Genomic DNA, 23,071 nt, shown 5'->3' with positions numbered 1-23,071 from the left:
TCAGGTCCCTTCCTTACGTCACTTGGCGGCGGCCGGGGCGTCCTCGCCGAGAAGCTTGCCGTCCGAGGTCTCGAACTGCTTCTTGAAGTCGGCGATCGCGTCGGCAACAGCGGTGAGGGTGTCGTCCGAGAGCTTGCCGCCCTCCTTGATGGAGGTCATGAGGCCCTGCTCCTTGCGGTGCAGGTACTCCAGGAGCTCCTTCTCGAAGCGGCGGATGTCGTTGACCGGGACGTCGTCCATCTTGCCGGTGGTGCCGGCCCAGACGGAGACGACCTGGTCCTCGGTCGACATCGGCTGGTACTGAGCCTGCTTGAGCAGCTCGACCATCCGCTGACCGCGCTCCAGCTGCGCCTTCGACGCCGCGTCCAGGTCGGAACCGAAGGCGGCGAACGCCTCCAGCTCACGGAACTGGGCGAGGTCCACGCGCAGACGGCCGGAGACCTGCTTCATCGCCTTGTGCTGCGCGGAACCACCGACTCGGGAGACGGAGATACCGACGTTCAGCGCGGGGCGCTGACCGGCGTTGAAGAGGTCCGACTCCAGGAAGCACTGGCCGTCGGTGATGGAGATGACGTTGGTCGGGATGAACGCCGAGACGTCGTTGGCCTTGGTCTCGACGATCGGCAGACCGGTCATCGAGCCCTTGCCCATGTCGTCGGAGAGCTTCGCGCAGCGCTCCAGCAGACGGGAGTGCAGGTAGAAGACGTCACCCGGGTAGGCCTCACGGCCCGGCGGGCGGCGCAGCAGCAGGGACACGGCGCGGTAGGCGTCGGCCTGCTTCGAGAGGTCGTCGAAGATGATGAGGACGTGCTTGCCCTCGTACATCCACTGCTGGCCGATGGCCGAACCGGTGTACGGCGCCAGGTACTTGAAGCCGGCCGGGTCGGACGCCGGGGCGGCGACGATGGTCGTGTACTCCAGCGCGCCGGCCTCTTCGAGGGCACCGCGCACGGAGGCGATGGTGGAGCCCTTCTGGCCGATGGCGACGTAGATGCAGCGGACCTGCTTGTTCACGTCGCCCGAGCGCCAGTTGTCGCGCTGGTTGATGATCGTGTCGACGGCCAGGGCGGTCTTGCCGGTCTGACGGTCACCGATGATCAGCTGACGCTGGCCACGGCCGATCGGGGTCATCGCGTCGACGGCCTTGTAGCCGGTCTCCATCGGCTCGTGCACCGACTTGCGCTGCATGACCGTGGGGGCCTGAAGTTCCAGCGCGCGGCGGCCGGACGTCTCGATCTCGCCGAGGCCGTCGATCGGGTTGCCGAGCGGGTCGACGACACGGCCGAGGTAGCCCTCGCCGACGGCCACGGAGAGGACCTCACCGGTACGGGAGACCGGCTGACCCTCCTCGATGCCGCTGAACTCACCGAGGACGATGGCGCCGATCTCGCGCTCTTCCAGGTTGAGCGCGAGGCCGAGGGTGCCGTCCTCGAACTTCAGCAGTTCGTTGGCCATGGCCGAGGGAAGGCCCTCGACCTTCGCGATGCCGTCGCCGGCAAGGGTGACCGTACCGACCTCCTCGCGCGAGGCCGCGTCCGGCTTGTACGACTGGACGAAGTTCTCCAGCGCGTCCCGGATCTCCTCCGGCCGGATCGTGAGCTCCGCCATCTGGGTTCCCTGCTCTCCTTGTTGGGCCCGAAGTTTCACTTTGGGGGTCTGGGGGCGACCCCCAGGATTCTTCATGTACGGCCCAACCAGGGCCGTCGTCCGTACGTACTGCTATGAAGTTGCTGCTAGCCCGCCACGCGGCGGCCGGCGTCCTCGATGCGGTCCGCGATGGAGCCGTTGATGACCTCGTCACCGACCTGCACCCGGATCCCGCCGAGGACCTCGGGGTCCACGTCCAGGTTGAGGTGCATCTGGCGGCCGTAGAGCTTGGCCAGGGCACCGCCCAGGCGCTGCTTCTGCCGGTCGCTCAGCGGAACCGCCGAGGTGACGACGGCCACCATGCGGTCCCGGCGCTCGGCGGCGAGCTTGGACAGGGACTCCAGTCCCGACTCCAGGCTACGTCCCCGGGGCGCGGCCACAAGGCGCGTCACCAGACGCTCGGTCGTCGCATCGGCACGGCCGCCGAGCAGGCTGCCGAGCAGCTCGCGCTTGGCCGAGGCCGTCGCCGAGCGGTTGGTCAGCGCGGCGCGCAGCTCGGTGTTCGAGGTGACGATCCGGCCGAACCGGAACAGCTCGTCCTCGACGTTGTCGAGCTTGCCCCGCCGCTGCGCGGCGGTGAGGTCGGCGATGTTCGCCAGCTCCTCCAGCGCGTCCACCAGGTCGCGCGACTGCGACCAGCGGGAGCGCACCATGCCGGCGACGAGGTCCGCGGCGGCGCCGCCGACCTGCGTACCGATCAGACGCTGGGCCAGTTCGGCCTTGGCCTCGCCGGCCTGCGCCGGGTCGGTGAGGACCCGACGCAGCGACACCTCGCGGTCGAGCAGCGCGGTGACGGCGGCCAGCTCGTCGGCGAGCGAGCCGGCGTCCACGGACGTGTTGTCCGTCAGCGCGTCGAGACGCTCGCGTGCGGCTGCCAGGGCCTCGCGGCTCGCTCCGTTCATCGCGCGGCCTCGGCCTTCTCCTCGAGGTCCTCAAGGAAACGGTCGATCACGCGGGACTGGCGGGCGTGGTCCTCGAGGGACTCGCCGACCAGCTTGCCGGCCAGGTCGGTGGCGAGCTTGCCCACGTCCTGGCGCAGCGCGGAGGACGCGGCCTTGCGGTCCGCCTCGATCTGCGCGTGACCGGCGGCGACGATCTCCTCGCGCTGCCGCTGGCCTTCCGCGCGCATCTCGGCGATGAGCGTGGCGCCCTGCTCCTGAGCCTCCTGGCGCAGGCGCGCGGCCTCGTGGCGGGCCTCGGCGAGCTGTGCCTTGTACTGCTCAAGGACGCTCTGGGCCTCGGTCTGCGCGGCCTCGGCCTTCTCGATACCGCCCTCGATGGCCTCGCGACGCTCTTCCAGAACCTTGTTGATGGTCGGGAGGAGCTTCTTGGCGAGGAAGCCGAAGACGATGACGAAGGCGATCAGGCCGATGACGAGCTCCGGCCACGGCGGAATGAGGGGGTTCTCCTTCTCCGCCTCGGCCGCCAGCTGAACCAGTGCGTGGTTCACATCAGTGCCTTTCGTCGAATGGGGCTGTCGTCGTGGTTCGTCTTAGTAGACGAACGGCATGACGAGGCCGATGAGGGCCAGCGCCTCACAGAACGCGAAGCCGAGGATCTGGTTACCGCGGATGAGGCCGGCCGCCTCGGGCTGGCGGGCGAGGGCCTGGGTGCCGTTGCCGAAGATGATGCCGACGCCGACGCCCGGGCCGATCGCGGCGAGGCCGTAACCGATGGAGCCGAGGTTGCCGTCGACCGCAGCGAGGGTCTGGAGAGCGGACATGCCGGTTCTTCCTTCTCTTTCAGTGACCGGTGGGGGTTGGCCACCGGATGTCTCTGGGGGTGTGGCGGGGGCGGTGCTCAGTGGTGCTCGGCGAGCGCGCCCTGGATGTAGGTGCAGGTCAGGAGGACGAAGACGTACGCCTGCACTGCCTGGATGAAGAGCTCGAAGGCCGTCATCACGATGACCATCACGAACGAGACGCCGGAGTAGGCGATGCCGATGCCGTTCAGCATGTACCAGCTGGCGATCGTGAAGAGCAGCAGCAGGGTGTGACCGGCGAACATGTTCGCGAAGAGTCGCACCGCGTGCGTGAACGGGCGGACCAGGAGGTTCGAGAAGAACTCGATGACCATGGCCAGCGGGAGCACCGCGCCGAGCGACTTGTCGTAGCCCGTGACGTTCTTGAAGAACCCGACGAACCCGTGCCGCTTGAAGGTCAGCGAGACCCAGGTGATGTAGACGATCGCGGCGAGGACGGCCGGGTAGGCGATGATCGAGGTCACCGGGAAGGAGGCGACCGGGATGATCGACCACAGGTTCAGCATCCAGATGAAGAAGAACAGCGAGACGGCGAGCGGTACGTACTTCTCGCCCTCCTTCTTGCCGATCGTCTCGTAGACGACACCGCGGCGGACGAAGTCGTAGCCGGCCTCGGCGATCATCTGGAGCTTGCCGGGGACCATCTTCGGGCGGGCGAACGCGGCCCAGAAGAAGCCCACGACGATGACCGAGCCGAGCAGGGCCAGCAGCATCGGCTTGTTGAAGTAGAAGCCGTTGCCGTCGGCGTCGCCCCACAGGGGCTCGAACATGAACGAGTGCAGGCCCGGAGCCGGGAAGCCGCACCCGTCGAACAGGTGACAGCTCGTGTCGAAAGCGAGCGTCTGCGTCGGGTCAGCACTCACCGCGGGCTCCTTCATCGTGGCGCATAGGTACGGCAACCTCGTTGTGTCGGCGCGGCGGTAGGCCGCGGTTCGGCACGGGACTGGTGTAACGGATGTGGGGGCGGCCGGGGGGCATCGAGCCTCGCGTTCGAGCAGGCGTCAGCTCGGATGCCCGCGCCCGCGATGCCGCAGTTGGCACCGGACGATAGCAGGGTCTCTCAGTCGCATTTATCCCGGCCCTACCTCTCACGACGAGTGCCCGGATTTTTCGGGCTTGGTGCCCGAATCGGGTTCGACGTAGAGGATCTTGGACTTCATGTGGGCGCGAGTCTGTGCGGCGATCCAGGTAAGAGTGCCGACGACGAGCGTGAGAGCGAAAGCCTTCGGGTGGAACAGCGTGGTGTTCTTGAACGCGGCCAGGAAGACGAACAGCAGCAGGATCTGAGCCGCGTAGAGCATCAGGCCCATCGCCTGGAAGAGGTGCGGAAGCGATTTGGCAGTGCGCTGCAGGACGTAGAGGCCGATTCCCATGAAGAGGATGACGACCAGCGTCGCCACACCCGCCCCGATCGCACCCTTGCCACCGGCGACCACACCACTGACGACGGCGGCGACAGCGCCGACGGCAGCCGTGGGCACGGCGGCCTGAGCCAGGATCCGGACGTCGTTGGACGGCATGGCGGCAACTCCGCTTTCAAAGGGGGGCAGGTGTCGTCATGGACGAGCGTAGTCCCGGGCTGAGAGTGACCCTCACGCCAAGGGACCGTCGCACTACGGTCCTTCGGCTCTGTCCCGGGTTCTCGTGAACCGTATCACAAACTATTTGATGCGGTCTTTACCTAGAAGGTGTGCCAGCTGTCACACATGAGAGTGAAAGCGCACGTCCGTGCAGGAACGCGGTCGAGTTGTCTGGTATAAGGGCGGTTTGTCACCCCGGAGAACTCCCACGCGTTGGCAATGCTTTAGTCAGATTCTTACCTTGGGCGTCAGCGCGACGACTCGGCCTTACGCCTCTCCGGCACCCGGGAACGGGCCCCCAGAGCGGTCGCGCCATTGACACCCGCCACCCCGACGGCCACCGGGGTGCGCTGCTCCACCTCCACGGGCTCCGCGACCACGGGACGGCTGCGGCGGCGGTAGCGCGGCGGCACGAAGGCCTGGGCCCACATCGGGGCACGCGGCGTGAAGCGCGGCAGCAGGAGCAGCACCAGGCCGATCGCGCTGAGGAACACCACACCGAGCACGATCCACATGGACGCGGAGTTCACGGAGTAGGCGAGCGAGCCGAACGCGATCAGCGCCGACCAGAAGTACATGATCCACACCGCCCGGCTGTGCGAGTGGCCGATCTCCAGGAGCCGGTGGTGCAGATGGCCGCGGTCCGCGGCGAACGGCGACTGACCGCGCCAGGTGCGGCGCACGATCGCCGAGATCAGGTCGGCGGCCGGCACCGCGATGATCGTCAGGGGCAGCAGCAGCGGGATGTAGACGGGGACCGTCTGGTGCACGGCCGCCTTCTCGGACCCCGCGAACAGCTTCAGGGCGTCCGGGTCGATCTGCCCGGTGATGGAGATCGCGCCGGCGGCCAGCACCAGGCCGATCAGCATCGAGCCGGAGTCGCCCATGAAGATCCGCGCCGGGTGCATGTTGTGCGGCAGGAAGCCCAGGCACATGCCCATCAGGATCGCCGAGAACAGCGTGGCCGGGGCGGCCGCCTCGATGCCGTACGAGTACCAGATGCGGTAGGCGTACAGGAAGAACGCGCCGGCGGCGATGCAGACCATGCCGGAGGCGAGGCCGTCGAGGCCGTCGACGAAGTTCACCGCGTTGATGGTGATGACGACCAGCGCGACCGTCAGCAGGGTGCCCTGCCACTGGGTCAGCGCGACCGAGCCGACGCCCGGGACGGGCAGCCACAGGATCGTCAGACCCTGCATGACCATCACGCCGGCGGCGATCATCTGGCCGCCGAGCTTGATGAGGGCGTCGATCTCGAACTTGTCGTCCAGCACACCGATCAGCCAGATCAGCGCGGCCCCGCTGAGCAGCGCCCGGGGCTCGTTCGACTTGGCGAACACCTCGTTGAGGTTGGTGAGGTGGTCCGCGACCAGCAGGCCCGCGCACAGTCCGAAGAACATGGCGATACCGCCGAGTCTCGGAGTCGGTTCCCGGTGCACGTCACGGGCCCTGATCTCCGGCATCGCTCCGGCCACGATCGCGAACTTCCGTACCGGCCCTGTCAGCAGATACGTCACCGCGGCCGTGATGCAGAGCGTCAGCAGGTATTCACGCACGGGCTTCCCCACAGGTCTCGCTGGCCATCTCAGCACCACACCCTAGCGACGGACGCATATGGTTGTGGACTTCCGGGTAGCGACGATGGTTGCACGTGTGGCTGTGCACGCAGGTGCGAATACCCCCGCTCAGCCGGGATACGGCGGAAATCCGTCGACCAGGTCCCGGACTTCTTCACGTGCGCGGGCGCTCTCGGCCGTCCCGCGCACCACCCCCGCGAGCAGGGCGGCGATCCTCGTCATCTCCTTCTCGGCCATGCCCTGGGTGGTGACGGCGGCGGTGCCCAGGCGCAGTCCGCGGCTGTCGGCGTGAGGCAGCGCACAGCAGTCGAGCACCATGCCGGCGGCCGCGAGCCGTCCCCGGGCGGTGCGTCCGTCGACGCCGAGGGGCGCCGGATCGGCCGTCACCAGGTGGGTGTCGGTGCCGCCCGTGGTGACGACGCATCCCTCCTCCGCGAGCGCGGCCGCCAACACCCGTGCGTTGGCGACCACTTGACGGGTGTACGCGGCGAACTCCGGGGTCGCCGCCTCGCCGAACGCGACCGCCTTCGCGGCGATGGTGTGCATCTGCGCGCCGCCCTGCGTGAACGGGAAGACGGCCCGGTCGACCCGCTCGGCCAGCTCGCTCCCGCACAGGATCATCCCGCCGCGGGGGCCGCGCAGCACCTTGTGCGTGGTGGCGCAGACGATGTCGGCGTACGGCACCGGACTGGGCGCCGCTCCCCCGGCGACGAGTCCGATGGGGTGGGCGGCGTCGGCGATGAGATAGGCGCCCACCTCGTCGGCGACCTCGCGGAAGAAGGCGTAGTCGATGTGGCGGGGGTAGGCGATGGAGCCGCACACGATCGCCTTGGGCCGGTGGGTGCGGGCGAGGGTGCGCACCTGGTCGTGGTCGATGACCCCGGTCTCCGCGTCGACGCCGTAGGGGACGAAGTCGAACCAGCGGCCGGAGAAGTTGGCGGGCGAGCCGTGGGTGAGGTGGCCGCCGTAGGGCAGGCCGAGGGCCAGGACGGTGTCTCCGGGGCGCAGCAGGGCCGCGTAGGCGGCGAGGACGGCCGAGGAGCCGGAGTGGGCCTGCACGTTGGCGTGCTCGGCGCCGAACAGGGACGTCGCCCGCTCCACCGCGAGCCGCTCGGCGACATCGACGATCTCGCAGCCGCCGTGGTGACGGGCGCCGGGATAGCCCTCGGCGTACTTGTTGGCGAGCGGCGAGCCGAGTGCGGCCAGCACCGCGGGCGAGCAGAAGTTCTCGGCCGCGATCAGCTGGAGCGTCGAGGCCTGCCGGTCGAGCTCCCCGAGCAGGATCTCGGCCAGCTCGGGGTCCTGCCGCGCGAGGACGTCGGCGGTCTGGGGCGCATGGGTGACCGACATGGTGGACTCCGGGGCGTCGACGATGACGTCTCCCCAATGTAGGCCGGGGTCGTCGGGTACGCCCCGTTGTTGCACCCGTGCGAGCCCCTGGCACCCGCGCGCAGGACCTCCCCACCGGCCCCTACATACGCGCCGGCACCCCCGTCAACGCCGTCACCACCGGGTCCAGCGCCTCGTTTATCTCGTCGCCGATGGAGCGGAAGAAGGTCAGGGGGGCGCCGTACGGGTCGAAGACCTCGTCGGCCTCGGCGGTGGGGGCCAGGAGCCACCCGCGTAGAGCCGCCGCCGCGCGGACCAGGGCGCGTGCGCGGACGACCAGGCCGTCCTCCAGCGGCGGCAGGGTGGCCGGGTCGATCGCCTTCACCAGGCGGGTGAACTCCTTCAGGGTGAAGGTGCGCAGGCCCGCCGAGTGGCCCATGGAGATGACCTGCTGGCGGTGGTCGCGGGTGGCGGTCAGGACCAGGTCGGCCATGATGACGTGCTCGTCGAGGAGTTCACGCCCGGTGAAGCCGGAGGCGTCCGCGCCGAAGTCGGCGAGCACCGCCTCCGCGTTGGCCTCCATGGGCGCGCCCTCGTGCCCCCAGGTCCCCGCGCTCTCCACGACGAGCCCGCCCCACAGCGGGTCCCCGAGCCGGTCCGCCAGGGCATGCCGGGTCAGCCGCTCGGTGATCGGCGAGCGGCACACGTTGCCGGTGCTGACGTGGAGGATGCGGAAGCTGTCCCGCGGGAGCCCCGTGAAGGTCCGCGTCTCTTCCCCGTCCCATATGCCACGCCCCGCGTCAGGGGCCGTCAATTCGCCACCTCGAGGTCGGGTACGACCTTCCTGAGCTCGTCCGCGGAGATCGCGCCCGCGCGCAGCAGCAGCGGCACCTCACGGGTGACGTCGACGATGGAGGAGGGGACGTTGCCGGGGGTGGGGCCGCCGTCGAGGTAGACGGAGACCGAGTCGCCGAGCATGTCCTGCGCGGCGTCACAGGTCTCCGGCGAGGGGTGGCCGGTCAGGTTGGCGGAGGAGACCGCCATGGGGCCGACCTCGGTCAGCAGCTCGATGGCGACCGGGTGCAGCGGCATCCGGACGGCCACCGTGCCCCGCGTGTCGCCCAGGTCCCACTGGAGGGACGGCTGGTGCTTGGCGACGAGGGTGAGCGCGCCCGGCCAGAAGGCGTCCACCAGCTCCCAGGCCAGCTCGGAGAAGTCGGTGACGAGGCCGTGGAGGGTGTTCGGGGAGCCGATCAGCACGGGCGTGGGCATGTTGCGGCCCCGGCCCTTGGCCTCCAGGAGGTCGGAGACGGCCTCGGAGGAGAACGCGTCGGCGCCGATGCCGTACACCGTGTCGGTCGGGAGGACCACGAGCTCGCCACGGCGGACGGCGGACGCGGCTTCGCGCAGACCGGTCGTGCGGTCGGTCGCGTCGTTGGTGTCGTATCGCCGTGCCATGTCTAGCGGGCCTCCTCGTACACGTACTGCTCTGAAGTCTTCGGGAAGTGGCTCACGGCATCGCCTTGCGGGCCGTCGCGAACCGGGGGCGGTTGTTGAGGTCGGGGTGGTCCGCCGCGTCGGCCCAGCCCCGCTCCTCGGTGAAGATCCACGGCACCTGGCCGCCCTGGGTGTCGGCGTGCTCGATCACGACGACACCGCCGGGGCGCAGCAGCCGGTGCGCGGTGCGTTCCAGACCGCGGATGAGGTCGAGGCCGTCCTCGCCGGAGAACAGGGCGAGTTCGGGGTCGTAGTCCCGCGCCTCGGGGGCGACGTACTCCCATTCGGTGAGCGGGATGTAGGGCGGGTTGGAGATGACCAGGTCGACATGGCCGTCGAGGTCGGGGAAGGCGTCCAGGGCGTTCCCCTGGCGCAGGTCGACCCGGGAGCCCTCGACGTTCTTACGGGTCCACCGGAGGGCTTCCTCGGACAGCTCCACGGCGTGCACCCGGGAGCGCGGGACCTCCTGGGCGAGGGCGAGCGCGATGGCGCCGGAGCCGGTGCACAGGTCGACGATGCACGGCTCGACGACGTCCATCGCGCGCACGGCGTCTATGGCCCAGCCGACCACGGACTCGGTCTCGGGCCGGGGCACGAACACGCCGGGGCCCACCTGGAGTTCGAGGTAGCGGAAGTAGGCGAGGCCGGTGATGTGCTGGAGCGGCTCGCGCTGCTCACGGCGCGCGATGGTCTCCCAGTAGCGGGCGTCGAAGTCCGCGTCCTTGACGGAGTGCAGCGCGCCCCGCTTCACGCCGTGCACGAACGCGGCGAGCTCCTCCGCGTCGTTGCGCGGCGAGGGCACGCCGGCGTCGGCGAGCCGCTGGGTGGCCTGGGCCACCTCTGCGAGCAGCAGGTTCACGCAAGTCCTCCGTGTCGTACTAGGTCGTGCGCAGGTGTGTCGCCGTGGGTCGCCACCGCGCTCGGCGTCGGCCACGGCTGATTGTCTCAGCCTCCTCGGCCTCGCGGCCCGGCCGACCGGGGAACGGACGTCCTTCCGGTCGGGCCGTGGGACACGCCCCGTGGAACTCCCCTTACGCGGCCGCCAGCTTCGCCGCCGAGTCCGCGTCGACGCAGGCCTGGATGACCGCGTCGAGGTCGCCGTCCAGGACCTGGTCCAGGTTGTACGACTTGAAGCCGACGCGGTGGTCCGAGATGCGGTTCTCCGGGAAGTTGTACGTGCGGATCTTCTCGGAGCGGTCGACGGTGCGGACCTGGCTGCGGCGGGCGTCGGCGGCATTGCGCTCCGCCTCCTCCTGCGCCGCCGCGAGCAGCCTGGAGCGCAGGATACGCAAGGCCTGCTCCTTGTTCTGCAACTGGCTCTTCTCGTTCTGGCAGGAGGCGACCACTCCGGTGGGGATGTGCGTGATGCGCACGGCGGAGTCGGTGGTGTTGACGGACTGCCCGCCGGGCCCGGAGGAGCGGTAGACGTCGATGCGGAGGTCGTTGGGGTTGATCTCGACGTCGACCTCCTCGGCCTCGGGGGTGACCAGCACACCGGCCGCGGAGGTGTGGATGCGGCCCTGGGACTCGGTCGCCGGGACGCGCTGGACGCGGTGCACGCCGCCCTCGTACTTGAGGCGGGCCCACACGCCCTGGCCGGGCTCGGTGGCGCCCTGGCCGCCCTTGGTCTTCACGGCGACCTGGACGTCCTTGTAGCCGCCCAGCTCGGACTCGGTGGAGTCGATGATCTCGGTCTTCCAGCCGACGCGCTCGGCGTAGCGCAGGTACATGCGCAGCAGGTCGCCCGCGAACAGTGCGGACTCGTCGCCGCCGGCGCCGGCCTTGATCTCCAGGATGACGTCCTTGTCGTCGGACGGGTCCCGGGGCACGAGCAGCAGCCGCAGCTTCTCGGTCAGCTCCTCGCGGGTGCGCTCCAGCTCCTTGACCTCGGCCGCGAAGTCGGGGTCGTCGGCGGCGAGTTCCTTCGCCGTTTCGACGTCGTCGCCGGTCTGCTTCCAGGAGCGGTACGTGGCGACGATCGGGGTGAGCTCGGCGTAGCGCTTGTTCAGCTTGCGCGCGTTGGCCTGGTCGGAGTGGACCGACGGGTCGGCGAGCTTCTTCTCCAGCTCGGCGTGCTCACCGAGGAGTTCCTCGACGGCCTCGAACATCTCTTGCTCCTGTACTGCGGACGAAGGGGGTGGGCGGGCGACCAAAAACGCCGGTCCCGGCGCACTCCGAGGAGTGCGGCGTGGACCGGCGCTGGTGGCTCGCTACTTCTTGGCAGCAGCCTTGCCGAAGCGGGCCTCGAAGCGGGCCACACGGCCACCGGTGTCGAGGATCTTCTGCTTGCCCGTGTAGAACGGGTGGCACTCGGAGCAGACCTCGGCACGGATGGTGCCGCTGGTGATCGTGCTACGGGTGGTGAACGACGCGCCACAGGTGCAGCTGACCTGCGTCTCGACGTACTCGGGGTGGGTGTCGCGCTTCAAGGTGTCTCCTAGTTTCGGGAGGGCGCCGGGTCGCCACCGCGGGATGCGGGAGCGTGAACCGGGGCCGACGTACCAGTCTGCCAGCACTGGCCGCATCCCCCAAAACGAGGGGTCACGGCGATCTATTCCCAGCGCTGTGCGAGCGGTGTCCTACGACGTGACGACACCCTTGGCCTGGCCCGTCGCGTTGCCTTCCGTGGCCGACTTCGGGACTGCCCGGTCGTTCTCCAGGGCCGTCCAGATCTGCTTGGCCTTGGTCTGCTGCACGAGCACGCGGTTCGGGTTGGCCGGGTCGTACTGGACCGGCATCGTGACCATGGTCATGTCCGCCGGGCTGATGCCCTTGAGGCCGCTCGCGAAGGAGACCAGGGAGTTGACCGAGCCGAGGTGGGAGTCGGTGGTGACGGCCTTGGTGGCGGTGTCGGCGAGGTCGTAGAGCTTCTTGGGGTTGCTCAGGACGCCGACGCTCTTGATCTGCTTGACCAGGGCCTTGATGAAGGCCTGCTGGAGCTGGATGCGGCCGAGGTCGGAGCCGTCGCCGACGCCGTGCCGGGTCCGGACCAGGCCGAGGGCCTGGGCGCCGGTGAGCTCGTGCGTGCCGGCCTTGAGGTCGAGGTGGCTGTCGGGGTCCTTGATGGCCTTGGTCGTGGTGACGGTGACCCCGCCGAGCTCGTCGACCAGCTTCTCGAAGCCGCTGAAGTCGACTTCCAGGTAGTGGTCCATGCGGATGCCGGTCATGGACTCGACCGTCTTGACCGCGCAGGCCGCGCCGCCGGTGGTGTAGGCGGAGTTGAACATGACGCCCTTGGCCGCGTCGTGCCGCTCGCCCTGGGTGTCGGTGCACTCGGGGCGGTCGATCAGGGTGTCGCGCGGTATGGAGACCACGGTGGCCTTCTTGTGGCCCTTGTAGACGTGCACGACCATCGCGGTGTCGGAGCGGGCGCTGCCGTCGTCGGTGCCGCCGCCGAGCTTCTTGTTGGAGCCGGAGCGGGTGTCCGAGCCGAGGACGAGGATGTTCTCGGAGCCGTTGTCGACCTTCGTGGGCCGGGCACTGCCGAGGACCTGGTCGATGTCGACGCTCTTGATGTTGCCGTTGAGCTTGAAGTACAGGTAGCCGGCCCCGGTGCCGCCCAGCACCACGATCCCCGCGGCGACCCAGGCCGTCACGAGCAGGCCCTTGCGCCCCTTGCTGCGGGGTTTGCGGCGACGTCCCTTGCCGCCCGGCTTCCCGGGTATCGGCGTGCTCTCGGCTGACATGTGCTCCTCGAATCTCGTCCGGTCGGTTACCCCCTGTTTTCAGGGTCAGACGTGGTCACAAAAGACCCGTACCGCACCATCGTCGCTCCGCCTGGTCAGACGGCGAAACTCGAGAAAGGGTTGCACAACGCCCTGTGACCACCACGTGCAGTGGCGGTCACAGGGCGTCACGGGAACCTCAGAGTGAGCCTTGCTCACCAGCGGTTTCAGCCAAAAATGTCGTACTGCTGGAAACCGGTACCAACGGTGACCCTTGTGGCAAAGATCTCGCTGGTGGCCTTGCCGGTGCCCTTGTACAGGTAGAGCGTGCCGCCGGCGGTGCGGGCGACGAGGTCGGCCCTGCCGTCGCCGGTGATGTCACCGACGGCGTCGAAGGCGTTGTAGCCGCTCCAGTTGCTGCGCACCTTCACGCGGGCGGCGAAGACGCCGGTGCCGGACTTGCCGGTGCCCTTGTACAGGTAGATGTCGCCGGTGCTCTTGTTGCGGGCCAGCACGTCCGCCTTGCCGTCGCCGGTGAAGTCGCCGTGGCCCAGCAGCTGGTTGTACTGGCTCCAGCCGCCGCCGACCCTGACCCGGGCCGCGAAGCTGCCGTCGCCCTTGCCGGGGTAGATCCACAGGACGCCCGCGGAGTCGACGGAGAGCAGGTCGGGCTTGTAGTCGCCGGTGACGTCGCCGGGGGTGACGATCCGGGTGCGGGTCCGCCAGTCGGTGAAGATCTTCTTCGGGGCGGCCCAGGAGCCACCCGTGGACGACGGGACGAACCGCAGCCAGTAGACGTCACCGGTGGCGGAGACGCGGTACAGCAGGTCCTGGAAGCCGTCCCGGTTCAGGTCGGTCTGGCGGACCAGGTTGACGCCGTTCCAGTCGCCCCAGGACTGCGGGGCGGCGAGGGTGGTGCCCTTGGAGTCCAGCTCGTAGCCCACCTTGGTGGAGGACTTGCGCACCCACAGGTCGGCCTTGTGGTCGAAGTTCAGGTTGGTGTCGTCGATCCTCGGGTAGACCGCGCCGACGTACTTGCTGACCTTGGTGAAGACGCTGTAGGCGCCCTTGGCCACGCAGTCGGTCACGTTCCAGGAGACGACGCCGACGATCCGCCCGTTCACGACGAGCGGTCCACCGGAGTCGCCGCTGCAGATGGCGGTCGTACCGGAGTCGCTGCCGCTGGCGGGCGGGCCCGCGCAGGTCATGTGCCCCTTGATGAACCAGGAGCCGTAGGCCGCGGCGCAGGTCGCGTCCGACTTGATGGGCAGCGTGGCGGTCTTCAGCGTCTGGGAGACGTTGTCGTTGGTGGAGCTGGTACGGCCCCAGCCGTAGACCTTGGCGGTCTTGGCGCCGGTCGTGGAGGGGTCGTAGGAGCCGGTGTCGGTGGACGTCGTCAGACGGATCGTGGGCGCCTTGACGGGGGCCGCCAGGGTCAGCACCGCGATGTCGTTGTCGATGGTGTCCTCGTTGTACGACGGGTGGTACCACTGCCGCAGCACGCCCGTGGCCGTACCGCCGTGCAGGTCGCCGTCGTCGGAGAGCAGCTGGGTGGCCCCGGTGACCACGACACCGCCCTTCGCCCAGTTCGCGCCCTTGACGCAGTGCGCGGCGGTGAGGATCTTCGTCGGCGCGACGACGGCGCCGCCGCAGAAGAAGCCGGTGTCGTCGCTGGTGTCCGTGGTGCCGTGGTCGTCGACGTACCAGAGCTGGGCCATCCACGGCGCCGCGGAGATGGTGGTCGTGGTGCCGCCGATGATCATCGGCGAGACGGTGCCGTCGACGGCCGGGCTGCTCGCCGTCGACCTCGACGGGCGGACGACCGCGCCGGAGCCGTCGTCGGCGGCCACGGCGGCGACGAGCCGCTTCTTCAGCTCGGCCTGCGAGGGCGCGGCGGAGACGGCCTTGACCGGCGGCTTCGGGGCGGGCGTCGGCACGGTGGCGGCGTTCGCCGAGCCGGCCAGCAGCGTGGCGGCCACGGCGGCGGGCAGCGCGATCCACAGCCGCCGTCTGTGCCGGCGACCGGCACCTCCGGACATGGATATGCCCATGCAAGTCCCCCCTAGGGATCAGAAGTTCGGACATCGCGAATGCGGCCGAAGAGCGTGATCGTATCCCGCCAGGAGAGACCAAAAAGGGCCGCCCCCCCGAAACGGGGGGCGGCCCTTTCACGGACTTTGCTCAGTCACCGTTGCCGGGAGTGGGCGTCGTCTTCTGGATCTGCATCAGGAACTCGACGTTCGACTTGGTCTGCTTCATCTTGTCGAGGAGCAGCTCGATCGCCTGCTGCTGGTCGAGCGCGTGCAGCACCCGGCGCAGCTTCCACACGACCGCCAGCTCCTCGTTGCCGAGCAGGATCTCCTCCTTGCGGGTACCGGACGCGTCGACGTCCACCGCGGGGAAGATGCGCTTGTCGGCGAGCTTGCGGTCGAGCTTGAGCTCCATGTTGCCGGTGCCCTTGAACTCCTCGAAGATCACCTCGTCCATGCGGGACCCGGTGTCCACCAGCGCGGTGGCGAGGATGGTCAGCGAGCCGCCGTCCTCGATGTTGCGGGCCGCACCGAAGAAGCGCTTCGGCGGGTAGAGGGCGGTCGAGTCGACACCACCGGAGAGGATGCGGCCGGAGGCGGGCGCCGCGAGGTTGTACGCACGGCCCAGACGCGTGATCGAGTCGAGCAGCACGACCACGTCGTGGCCCAGCTCCACCAGGCGCTTGGCGCGCTCGATGGCGAGCTCGGCGACCGTGGTGTGGTCCTCGGCCGGACGGTCGAAGGTCGAGGAGATGACCTCGCCCTTGACCGACCGCTGCATGTCGGTGACCTCTTCCGGACGCTCGTCGACCAGGACGACCATCAGGTGGCACTCGGGGTTGTTGTGGGTGATCGCGTTGGCGATCGCCTGCATGATCATGGTCTTGCCGGTCTTCGGCGGGGCCACGATCAGACCGCGCTGGCCCTTGCCGATCGGCGACACGAGGTCGATGATCCGCGTGGTCAGCACGCCCGGGTCGGTCTCCAGGCGCAGGCGGTCCTGCGGGTACAGCGGGGTGAGCTTGTTGAACTCCGGGCGGCCGCGGCCGTGTTCGGGCGCCATGCCGTTGACGGAGTCCAGTCGCACCAGCGCGTTGAACTTCTCGCGCCGCTCGCCTTCCTTGGGCTGGCGGACCGCGCCAGTGATGTGGTCGCCCTTGCGCAGGCCGTTCTTGCGGACCTGGGCGAGGGAGACGTACACGTCGTTCGGCCCGGGCAGGTAGCCCGAGGTCCGGATGAAGGCGTAGTTGTCGAGGATGTCCAGGATGCCCGCGACCGGGATCAGGACGTCGTCCTCGTTGATCTGCGGCTCGCCCGCGCCACCGATCTCGTCGCGGCCACGACGGCCACGGCGGTCCCGGTAACGGCCTCGACGGCCGCGGCGGCCGCCCTCGAAGTCGTCGTCGTCCTGCGGGCCGTTGTCGCGCTGCTGCCGGTCCTGGCGGTCCTGACGGCCGCCGCCCTGCTGTTGGTTCTGCTGCTGGCGCTGACCGCCGCCCTGGCCCTGCTGCTGGTCGTCGCCCTTGCGACGGTCACCGCGGTCCTGGCGGTCGCCCCGCTCGCCGCGGTCCCGGCCGCGGTCACGGCGGTCGCGGCGGCCACGGCCCTCGCCGTCGGCGTCGGCCTGCGGCTGCTGCTGGGCCTGGGCGGGCGTCTCGGCCTTGGGCTCGGTCTTCGCCTCGGCCACGATCGTCTCGGTGCCGCCCGCGGGGGCACCGGCCTCGGCGGTGGCGCGGCGGCGACGGCGCTCGGCGGGAGCGTCGTCGCTTCCGCGCTCGGCGGCCGGCTGGCCGGGGATCTCGATCTGCTGCTGGGCCACGGCCTTCTCGGCGGGGGCCTCGGCCTTCGCCTCCGCCTTCTTCTCGGCGGTCTCGCCGGTACGGGCCTTGGAGGTGGCGCGGCGCTTCGGCTTGGCGTCGGCGGCGGTGTCGGCCTTGGCCGGGGCACCACCTCCCGCCTGCGCCTCCTTGATGACCTCGATCAGCTGGCTCTTGCGCATACGCGCGGTGCCCCTGATGCCGAGGCCGGATGCGACCTGCTGCAGCTCGGCCAGCACCATGCCGTCGAGGCCGGTACCGCGGCGCCGCCGGGAGCCGGCACCGCTGGCAGGCGCGGAGGCGTCCGTGTCGGGCGCGGCAGCGGTCTCCTCGACACGTGCGCCCATCAGATCGGTGGTGTCGCTCACGAAGGGTCCTTCCCTGGAGCGGACGTCGGCCTGTCTGGCTCGGCGACCGTTTGTGCTGTCCGACGTCGGTCCCATCCTTGTGGACCGAGCCGGGGCGGTGGTCCGCCTCAGCGGCGGAAAAATGTGGTGACGTCGGCGCTTCCGACAGCCGTGGCACTGAGTGTCCGTGTCATGCGGCTTGGTCGCACCGGTTCCGGAGCGTGCCCGGCAAGTCGCTCAGTGCTCGCGTACGAGGTACTGCCCATGTACGTCGTACGAAACACAGTGCGGCTTGGGAGGCTCCCGGAAGAATGTCTGTCCCGGACGGGGACGTGAAGCACCTCGCCATGGTGGGGTCGGGTGCAGACTTGAGGTTAACACTACCGGATCCAACAAACATTCCCCCTCTCGAAATCCGGCACACGCCGGATCTCACATGTCACTGGCGGCCGCGAGCGGAAGGACGCTCGCCCCCTGGTCGTCCAGTTCGAGCCGGTTGGCGGCCCATCCCTCACCGGCCAGGTGGGCCACCTTGTCGGCGCTGTCCGCGTCGACCAGCGCGAGCACGGTCGGGCCCGCTCCCGAGATGACCGCCGGCACTCCGTCGGCCCGCAGCCGCTCCACCAGCGCGGCGCTCTCCGGCATGGCGGGCGCGCGGTACTCCTGGTGGAGACGGTCCTCGGTGGCCGGCAGCAGCAGCTCGGGGCGCCTGGTCAGGGCCTCGACGAGCAGCGCGGCACGGCCCGCGTTGGCGGCGGCGTCGACGTGCGGCACGGTGCGCGGGAGCAGTCCGCGCGCGGTCTCGGTCAGCACGGGCTTCCCGGGCACGAAAACCACCGGAACGATGGAATCGTGGGGCTCCAGCCTGATCGCCCGGGCGGCACCGGACTCCATCCAGGCGAGCGTGAAACCGCCGAGCAGACACGGGGCCACGTTGTCCGGGTGGCCCTCGATCTCGGTGGCGAGTTCCAGCAGCGCGGTGTCGTCGAGGCGGGCCTCGCCGCCTATGGTCACGGCACGCGCGGCGACGATCCCGGCGCAGATGGCGGCCGACGAGGAGCCGAGGCCCCGGCCGTGCGGGATGCGGTTGGCGCAGACGATCTCCAGGCCGCGCGGCTGGCCGCCCAGCAGGTCGAAGGCGGTGCGCAGGGAGCGTACGAGCAGGTGGCTCTCGTCACGCGGGAGCGTCTCGCTGCCCTCCCCCGCGATGTCGATGTGCAGCCCGGAATCGGCCACCCGGACGACGATGTCGTCATAGAGCCCCAGCGAGAGGCCCAGGGCGTCGAAGCCCGGGCCGAGGTTGGCGCTGGTGGCGGGGACGCGCACCCGGACGGCGGCGGCGCGGAAGGCGGGACCGGCCATCTCTCGATGACACTCCTTGAGCTGCGTGATGGTCGAAAACGTTCGATAGGTATCCGGAGACCCTCAGGCCGCGCAGATGACGCGGCTGCCTGCCATGCGCGGAGGCATATGCAGCGGGCGGGTTCGGTACAGCCTATCGAAGGAAGGTTCTGTGGCGACATAGGGCGCACAGGAGGCGCACGATGCGTGTCGTAAGCCCCCTGTGCACCCCTTACCGGGATCTCCCGGTGGAGCCGCTGATTCCGGGTCAGACGAGCCCGAGGCGCTCGGCCGCCGTCGCCGCGTCGACCGGCACGGTGACCGGCTGCGGGGCGCCCGCGACCGCCCAGTCGGGGTCCTTGAGGCCGTTGCCGGTGACGGTGCACACGATCTTCTGGCCCGGGTCGACCTTGCCCTGCTCGGCCGCCTTCAGCAGACCAGCCACCGACGCGGCCGAGGCGGGCTCCACGAAGACGCCCTCCTGCGCGGCCAACAGCCGGTAGGCGCGCAGGATCTCGCGGTCCGTCACCTCGTCGATGAAGCCGCCGGACTCCTCCTGCGCGGCCAGCGCGAACTTCCAGGAGGCGGGGTTGCCGATGCGGATCGCGGTGGCGATGGTCGAGGGGTCCTTGACGACCTCGCCGCGCACGATCGGGGCGCTGCCGGAGGCCTGGAAGCCCCACATGCGGGGCGTCTTCGCGGCGACCCCGTCGGCGGCGTACTCCTTGTAGCCCTTCCAGTACGCCGTGATGTTGCCGGCGTTGCCCACGGGCAGGACGTGGACGTCGGGCGCGTCGCCGAGCATGTCGACGATCTCGAAGGCGCCCGTCTTCTGGCCCTCGATGCGGACCGGGTTGACCGAATTGACCAGCGCCACCGGGTAGTTGTCGCTCAGCGAGCGGGCCAGGGTGAGGCAGTCGTCGAAGTTGCCGTCGACCTGGAGGATCTTGGCGCCGTGCACGAGGGCCTGGCCCATCTTGCCGAGCGCGATCTTGCCCCGCGGCACGAGCACGGCACAGACCATGCCCGCGCGGACGGCGTAGGCGGCGGCGGACGCCGAGGTGTTGCCGGTGGAGGCGCAGATGACCGCCTTGGCGCCCTCCTCCTTGGCCCGCGTGATGGCCATGGTCATGCCGCGGTCCTTGAAGGAACCGGTGGGGTTGGCGCCCTCCACCTTGAGGTGGACCTCGCACCCGGTGCGCTCGGAGAGCACCTGCGCGGGCACGAGGGGCGTGCCGCCCTCGCGGAGCGTCACGACCGGGGTGCTGTCGGAGACGGGCAGCCGGTCCCGGTACTCCTCGATGATTCCGCGCCACTGGTGGGTCATTGCTGGTTACTCTCCTTCAACCCGCATGATGCTGGCGACACCCCGCACGGTGTCGAGCTTGCGCAGCGCCTCGACGGTGCCGCCGAGGGCGGCGTCCGACGCGCGGTGCGTGACGACGACGAGGGACGCCTCGCCGTCCTTCCCCTGCTGCCGAACGGTATCGATGGACACCCCGTGCTCGGCGAACACGGTGGCCACCTGGGCGAGAACACCCGGTTTGTCCGCCACGTCCAGGCTGATGTGGTAGCGCGTGACGACCTCGCCCATGCCCTCGACGGGCAGGGCGGCGTACGCGGACTCGCCCGGACCCGTCGTACCGCTGAGGCGGTTGCGGCAGACGGCGACGAGGTCGCCGAGGACGGCGGAGGCGGTGGGGGCGCCGCCCGCTCCGGGGCCGTAGAACATCAGCTGGCCGGAGGCGTCGGACTCGACGAACACGGCGTTGTAGGCGCCGCGGACGGAGGCGAGCGGGTGGGTGAGGGGGATCATCGCGGGGTGCACGCGCGCGGTGACGGACCGGCCGTCCTCGGCGCGCTCGCAGATGGCGAGCAGCTTGATGGTGCAGCCCATCTCCTTCGCGGAGGCGAAGTCGGCGGCGGTGACCTCGGTCATGCCCTCGCGGTAGACGTCGTCGAGGCGCACGCGCGTGTGGAAGGCGATCCCGGCGAGGATGGCGGCCTTGGCGGCGGCGTCGAAGCCCTCGACGTCGGCGGTCGGGTCGGCCTCCGCGTACCCGAGGGCGGTGGCCTCGTCGAGGGCCTCCTGGTAGCCCGCCCCCGTGGAGTCCATCTTGTCGAGGATGAAGTTGGTCGTGCCGTTGACGATCCCCAGGACCCGGTTGACCTTGTCGCCGGCGAGGGACTCGCGCAGCGGACGGATCAGCGGGATGGCACCGGCGACGGCGGCCTCGTAGTAGAGGTCCTTGCCGTGCTGGTCGGCGGCGGCGTGGAGCGCGGCCCCGTCCTGGGCGAGGAGGGCCTTGTTGGCGGAGACGACCGACGCGCCGTGCTCGAAGGCGGTGGTGATGAGGGACCGGGCGGGCTCGATCCCCCCGATCACCTCCACGACCACGTCGATGTCCCCGCGTTTGACGAGGGCGGTGGCGTCGGTGGTGACGAGGTCCTGCGGGATGCCCTCGCGCACCTTGGAGGGCCGCCGTACGGCGACCCCCGCGAGCTCCACCGGAGCCCCGATCCGCGCGGCGAGGTCGTCAGCGTGCGTCGTCATGATGCGCGCCACCTCTGAGCCGACCACTCCACAGCCCAGCAGCGCCACCTTCAGCGGACGCGTACGCATCATCCGACCTCGTTTCCTCATACCGTCACGGTGGGACCAGTCTCACTCACCGGACGGGAGTTTCTGCCCCTCGTCCGGAATATGAGACATCTATTTCATTTGTACGGGGGTGGAAGACCGTAGATCTTCCTTTGCGCGTTCCCGCGCTCGTACGGGGGTGGGAGACCGTAGACCTTCCTTCGCGCGCTCCTGCGCTCAGCCGACGTCGAGCCGCAGCAGGTCCTCCTCCGTCTCGCGGCGGACGATGACCCGGGACTCCCCGTCGTGGACGGCGACGACCGGCGGACGCAGGACGTGGTTGTAGTTGCTGGCCATGGACCGGCAGTAGGCGCCCGTCGCGGGTACGGCGATCAGGTCACCCGGTGCCAGGTCGGCCGGCAGGAACGCGTCCTTCACCACGATGTCCCCGCTCTCGCAGTGCTTGCCGACGACCCGCGCGAGCATCGGCTCGGCGTCACTGGTCCGGGACACGAGGGCCACGGAGTACTCGGCGTCGTACAGCGCGGTGCGGATGTTGTCCGACATCCCGCCGTCGACGGAGACATAGGTGCGCAGCCCGTCGAGGGGCTTGATGGTGCCGACCTCGTAGAGAGTGAAGGCGGTGGGCCCGACGATGGCGCGGCCGGGCTCGACGGAGATGCGCGGCGTGCGCAGCCGGGCGGCCTCGCACTCCCGGCTGACGATCTCGGTGAGGGCCTTGGCGATCTCGTGCGGTTCGCGCGGGTCGTCGGCGGAGGTGTAGGCGATCCCGAGCCCGCCCCCGAGGTCGATCTCGGGCAGCTCGACGCCGTGCTCGTCACGGATGTCCTTGAGCAGCCCGACCACGCGGTGCGCGGCGACCTCGAAGCCGGACATGTCGAAGATCTGCGACCCGATGTGGGAGTGGATCCCGATGAGTTCGAGCCCGTCGAGCTTCAGCGCCCGCCTCACGGCCTCGGCGGCCTGTCCGCCGGCGAGCGGGATGCCGAACTTCTGGTCCTCGTGAGCGGTGGCGATGAACTCGTGGGTGTGCGCCTCGACGCCGACGGTGATCCGGATCTGGACGCGCTGCCGCTTGCCCAGGCTCTGGGCGATGTGCGCGACCCGGACGATCTCCTGGAAGGAGTCGAGGACGATCCGCCCGACACCGCTCTCGACGGCCCGGGTGATCTCCTGCTCGGACTTGTTGTTGCCGTGGAAGGCGATGCGGTCGGCGGGCATGCCGGCGGAGAGCGCGGTGGCGAGTTCGCCGCCGGAGCAGACGTCGAGGTTCAGCCCCTCGTCGTGCAGCCAGCGCACGACGGCACGGGAGAGGAACGCCTTGCCGGCGTAGAAGACGTCGGCGTCGTGCCCGAAGGCGGTACGCCACGCACGCGCGCGTGCCCGGAAGTCGGCCTCGTCGACGATGTAGGCGGGGGTGCCGTGCTCCTCGGCGAGGGCCTTGACGTCGACACCGCCGACGGTCACGACACCGTCCTCGTTGCGGCCGACGGTCTGGGCCCACACCTTGCGGTCGAGGGTGTTGAGGTCGGCGGGCGGGGCGGAGTAGTGCCCCTCGGGGAGGACGTCGGCGTGGCGGGGCCCGGCGGGGTGTGCGGAACGGCTCATCTTTGTCGTCTTTCAGAGGTGTTCGGGTGCGTCGATGCCGAGCAGGGACAGGCCACCGGCCAGCACCGCCCCGACGGCTTCGGCGAGCGCGAGCCGGGCACGGTGGGCGGCCGAGGGTTTCTCCGCGCCGCGCGGAAGGACGGTGAGAAGGAACGGCAGAGCGGCATCGGCGACGGTGACGAGATGCCGGGCGAGCCGGTCGGGGGCGTGGTGCGCGGCGACGGCTTGGAGGGTGCGGGGGTGGGCGGCGAGGGTGGTGAGGAGGGGGG

The 23,071-nt window shown here is 69.8% G+C and carries 21 protein-coding genes; all 21 read right to left on the bottom strand.

The window, feature by feature from the left end; all coding sequences use genetic code 11:
• Positions 1-18: 18 nt before the first annotated feature.
• Positions 19-1,608 carry a F0F1 ATP synthase subunit alpha gene (gene atpA, locus AQJ54_RS04605; RefSeq protein WP_062027078.1) on the bottom strand — a complete coding sequence of 530 codons (1,590 nt, stop codon included), beginning with the start codon at positions 1,606-1,608 and terminating at the stop codon, positions 19-21.
• 125 nt (positions 1,609-1,733) lie between these two features.
• Positions 1,734-2,549: a F0F1 ATP synthase subunit delta gene (locus AQJ54_RS04600; RefSeq protein WP_062027080.1), complete on the bottom strand. Its 816-nt coding sequence runs from the start codon at positions 2,547-2,549 to the stop codon at positions 1,734-1,736.
• Positions 2,546-3,097, bottom strand: a complete 552-nt coding sequence (locus AQJ54_RS04595) for a F0F1 ATP synthase subunit B (RefSeq protein WP_174856899.1) — start codon at positions 3,095-3,097, stop codon at positions 2,546-2,548. The genes AQJ54_RS04600 and AQJ54_RS04595 overlap by 4 nt, the downstream gene beginning before the upstream one ends.
• Before the next feature lie 42 nt (positions 3,098-3,139).
• Complete coding sequence (locus AQJ54_RS04590; RefSeq protein ID WP_020136565.1) at positions 3,140-3,370, bottom strand: ATP synthase subunit c family protein; 231 nt, start codon at positions 3,368-3,370, stop codon at positions 3,140-3,142.
• Positions 3,371-3,447: 77 nt separating this feature from the next.
• Entirely contained in the window at positions 3,448-4,287 is an 840-nt protein-coding gene (gene atpB, locus AQJ54_RS04585) for a F0F1 ATP synthase subunit A (RefSeq protein WP_020136566.1), read from the bottom strand.
• A 210-nt stretch (positions 4,288-4,497) separates the two neighbouring features.
• Positions 4,498-4,929 carry a Cg1360 family ATP-synthase-associated protein gene (locus AQJ54_RS04580; protein WP_030320302.1) on the bottom strand — a complete coding sequence of 144 codons (432 nt, stop codon included), beginning with the start codon at positions 4,927-4,929 and terminating at the stop codon, positions 4,498-4,500.
• Positions 4,930-5,237: 308 nt separating this feature from the next.
• Positions 5,238-6,545 (bottom strand): MraY family glycosyltransferase, encoded by a 1,308-nt coding sequence (locus AQJ54_RS04575; protein WP_062027084.1) that lies wholly within the window; start codon positions 6,543-6,545, stop codon positions 5,238-5,240.
• A 129-nt stretch (positions 6,546-6,674) separates the two neighbouring features.
• Positions 6,675-7,916, bottom strand: a complete 1,242-nt coding sequence (locus AQJ54_RS04570; RefSeq protein WP_062234090.1) for a serine hydroxymethyltransferase — start codon at positions 7,914-7,916, stop codon at positions 6,675-6,677.
• Between the two features lie 121 nt (positions 7,917-8,037).
• Positions 8,038-8,709, bottom strand: a complete 672-nt coding sequence (locus tag AQJ54_RS04565) for an arsenate reductase/protein-tyrosine-phosphatase family protein (RefSeq protein WP_062234087.1) — start codon at positions 8,707-8,709, stop codon at positions 8,038-8,040.
• Complete coding sequence (locus AQJ54_RS04560) at positions 8,706-9,353, bottom strand: L-threonylcarbamoyladenylate synthase (protein WP_062027086.1); 648 nt, start codon at positions 9,351-9,353, stop codon at positions 8,706-8,708. Before AQJ54_RS04560 ends, AQJ54_RS04565 begins: the two co-directional genes overlap by 4 nt.
• Before the next feature lie 52 nt (positions 9,354-9,405).
• Positions 9,406-10,251: a peptide chain release factor N(5)-glutamine methyltransferase gene (prmC, locus tag AQJ54_RS04555; protein ID WP_030320309.1), complete on the bottom strand. Its 846-nt coding sequence runs from the start codon at positions 10,249-10,251 to the stop codon at positions 9,406-9,408.
• Between the two features lie 172 nt (positions 10,252-10,423).
• The gene (gene prfA / locus AQJ54_RS04550) at positions 10,424-11,500 is read right to left on the bottom strand and encodes a peptide chain release factor 1 (RefSeq protein WP_062027087.1); all 1,077 of its coding nucleotides are present in this window, start codon (positions 11,498-11,500) and stop codon (positions 10,424-10,426) included.
• Positions 11,501-11,602: 102 nt separating this feature from the next.
• Positions 11,603-11,821 (bottom strand): 50S ribosomal protein L31, encoded by a 219-nt coding sequence (gene rpmE, locus AQJ54_RS04545; RefSeq protein WP_020136574.1) that lies wholly within the window; start codon positions 11,819-11,821, stop codon positions 11,603-11,605.
• A gap of 150 nt (positions 11,822-11,971) precedes the next feature.
• Positions 11,972-13,078 carry an LCP family protein gene (locus tag AQJ54_RS04540; RefSeq protein WP_062234084.1) on the bottom strand — a complete coding sequence of 369 codons (1,107 nt, stop codon included), beginning with the start codon at positions 13,076-13,078 and terminating at the stop codon, positions 11,972-11,974.
• A 206-nt stretch (positions 13,079-13,284) separates the two neighbouring features.
• The gene (locus AQJ54_RS04535; protein ID WP_062027092.1) at positions 13,285-15,096 is read right to left on the bottom strand and encodes a trypsin-like serine protease; all 1,812 of its coding nucleotides are present in this window, start codon (positions 15,094-15,096) and stop codon (positions 13,285-13,287) included.
• Between the two features lie 142 nt (positions 15,097-15,238).
• Positions 15,239-17,272: a transcription termination factor Rho gene (rho, locus tag AQJ54_RS04530; protein WP_062234080.1), complete on the bottom strand. Its 2,034-nt coding sequence runs from the start codon at positions 17,270-17,272 to the stop codon at positions 15,239-15,241.
• A gap of 411 nt (positions 17,273-17,683) precedes the next feature.
• Positions 17,684-18,613 carry a homoserine kinase gene (thrB, locus tag AQJ54_RS04525; RefSeq protein ID WP_062027096.1) on the bottom strand — a complete coding sequence of 310 codons (930 nt, stop codon included), beginning with the start codon at positions 18,611-18,613 and terminating at the stop codon, positions 17,684-17,686.
• Positions 18,614-18,860: 247 nt separating this feature from the next.
• Positions 18,861-19,919 (bottom strand): threonine synthase, encoded by a 1,059-nt coding sequence (gene thrC, locus AQJ54_RS04520; RefSeq protein WP_062027098.1) that lies wholly within the window; start codon positions 19,917-19,919, stop codon positions 18,861-18,863.
• 6 nt (positions 19,920-19,925) lie between these two features.
• The gene (locus AQJ54_RS04515; RefSeq protein ID WP_062027100.1) at positions 19,926-21,218 is read right to left on the bottom strand and encodes a homoserine dehydrogenase; all 1,293 of its coding nucleotides are present in this window, start codon (positions 21,216-21,218) and stop codon (positions 19,926-19,928) included.
• 192 nt (positions 21,219-21,410) lie between these two features.
• On the bottom strand, positions 21,411-22,802 hold the full coding sequence (gene lysA / locus AQJ54_RS04510) for a diaminopimelate decarboxylase (RefSeq protein ID WP_062027102.1): 1,392 nt from the start codon (positions 22,800-22,802) through the stop codon (positions 21,411-21,413).
• A 12-nt stretch (positions 22,803-22,814) separates the two neighbouring features.
• The coding region (locus AQJ54_RS46590) for a DALR anticodon-binding domain-containing protein (RefSeq protein ID WP_248845299.1) at positions 22,815-23,071 on the bottom strand (257 nt) is incomplete at its 5' end.

Source organism: Streptomyces griseorubiginosus (assembly GCF_001514195.1).
Classification (GTDB): domain Bacteria; phylum Actinomycetota; class Actinomycetes; order Streptomycetales; family Streptomycetaceae; genus Streptomyces; species Streptomyces griseorubiginosus.
Note: the sequence above shows the minus strand (reverse complement) of the source record. Positions and strands in the feature narration are given on the sequence as shown.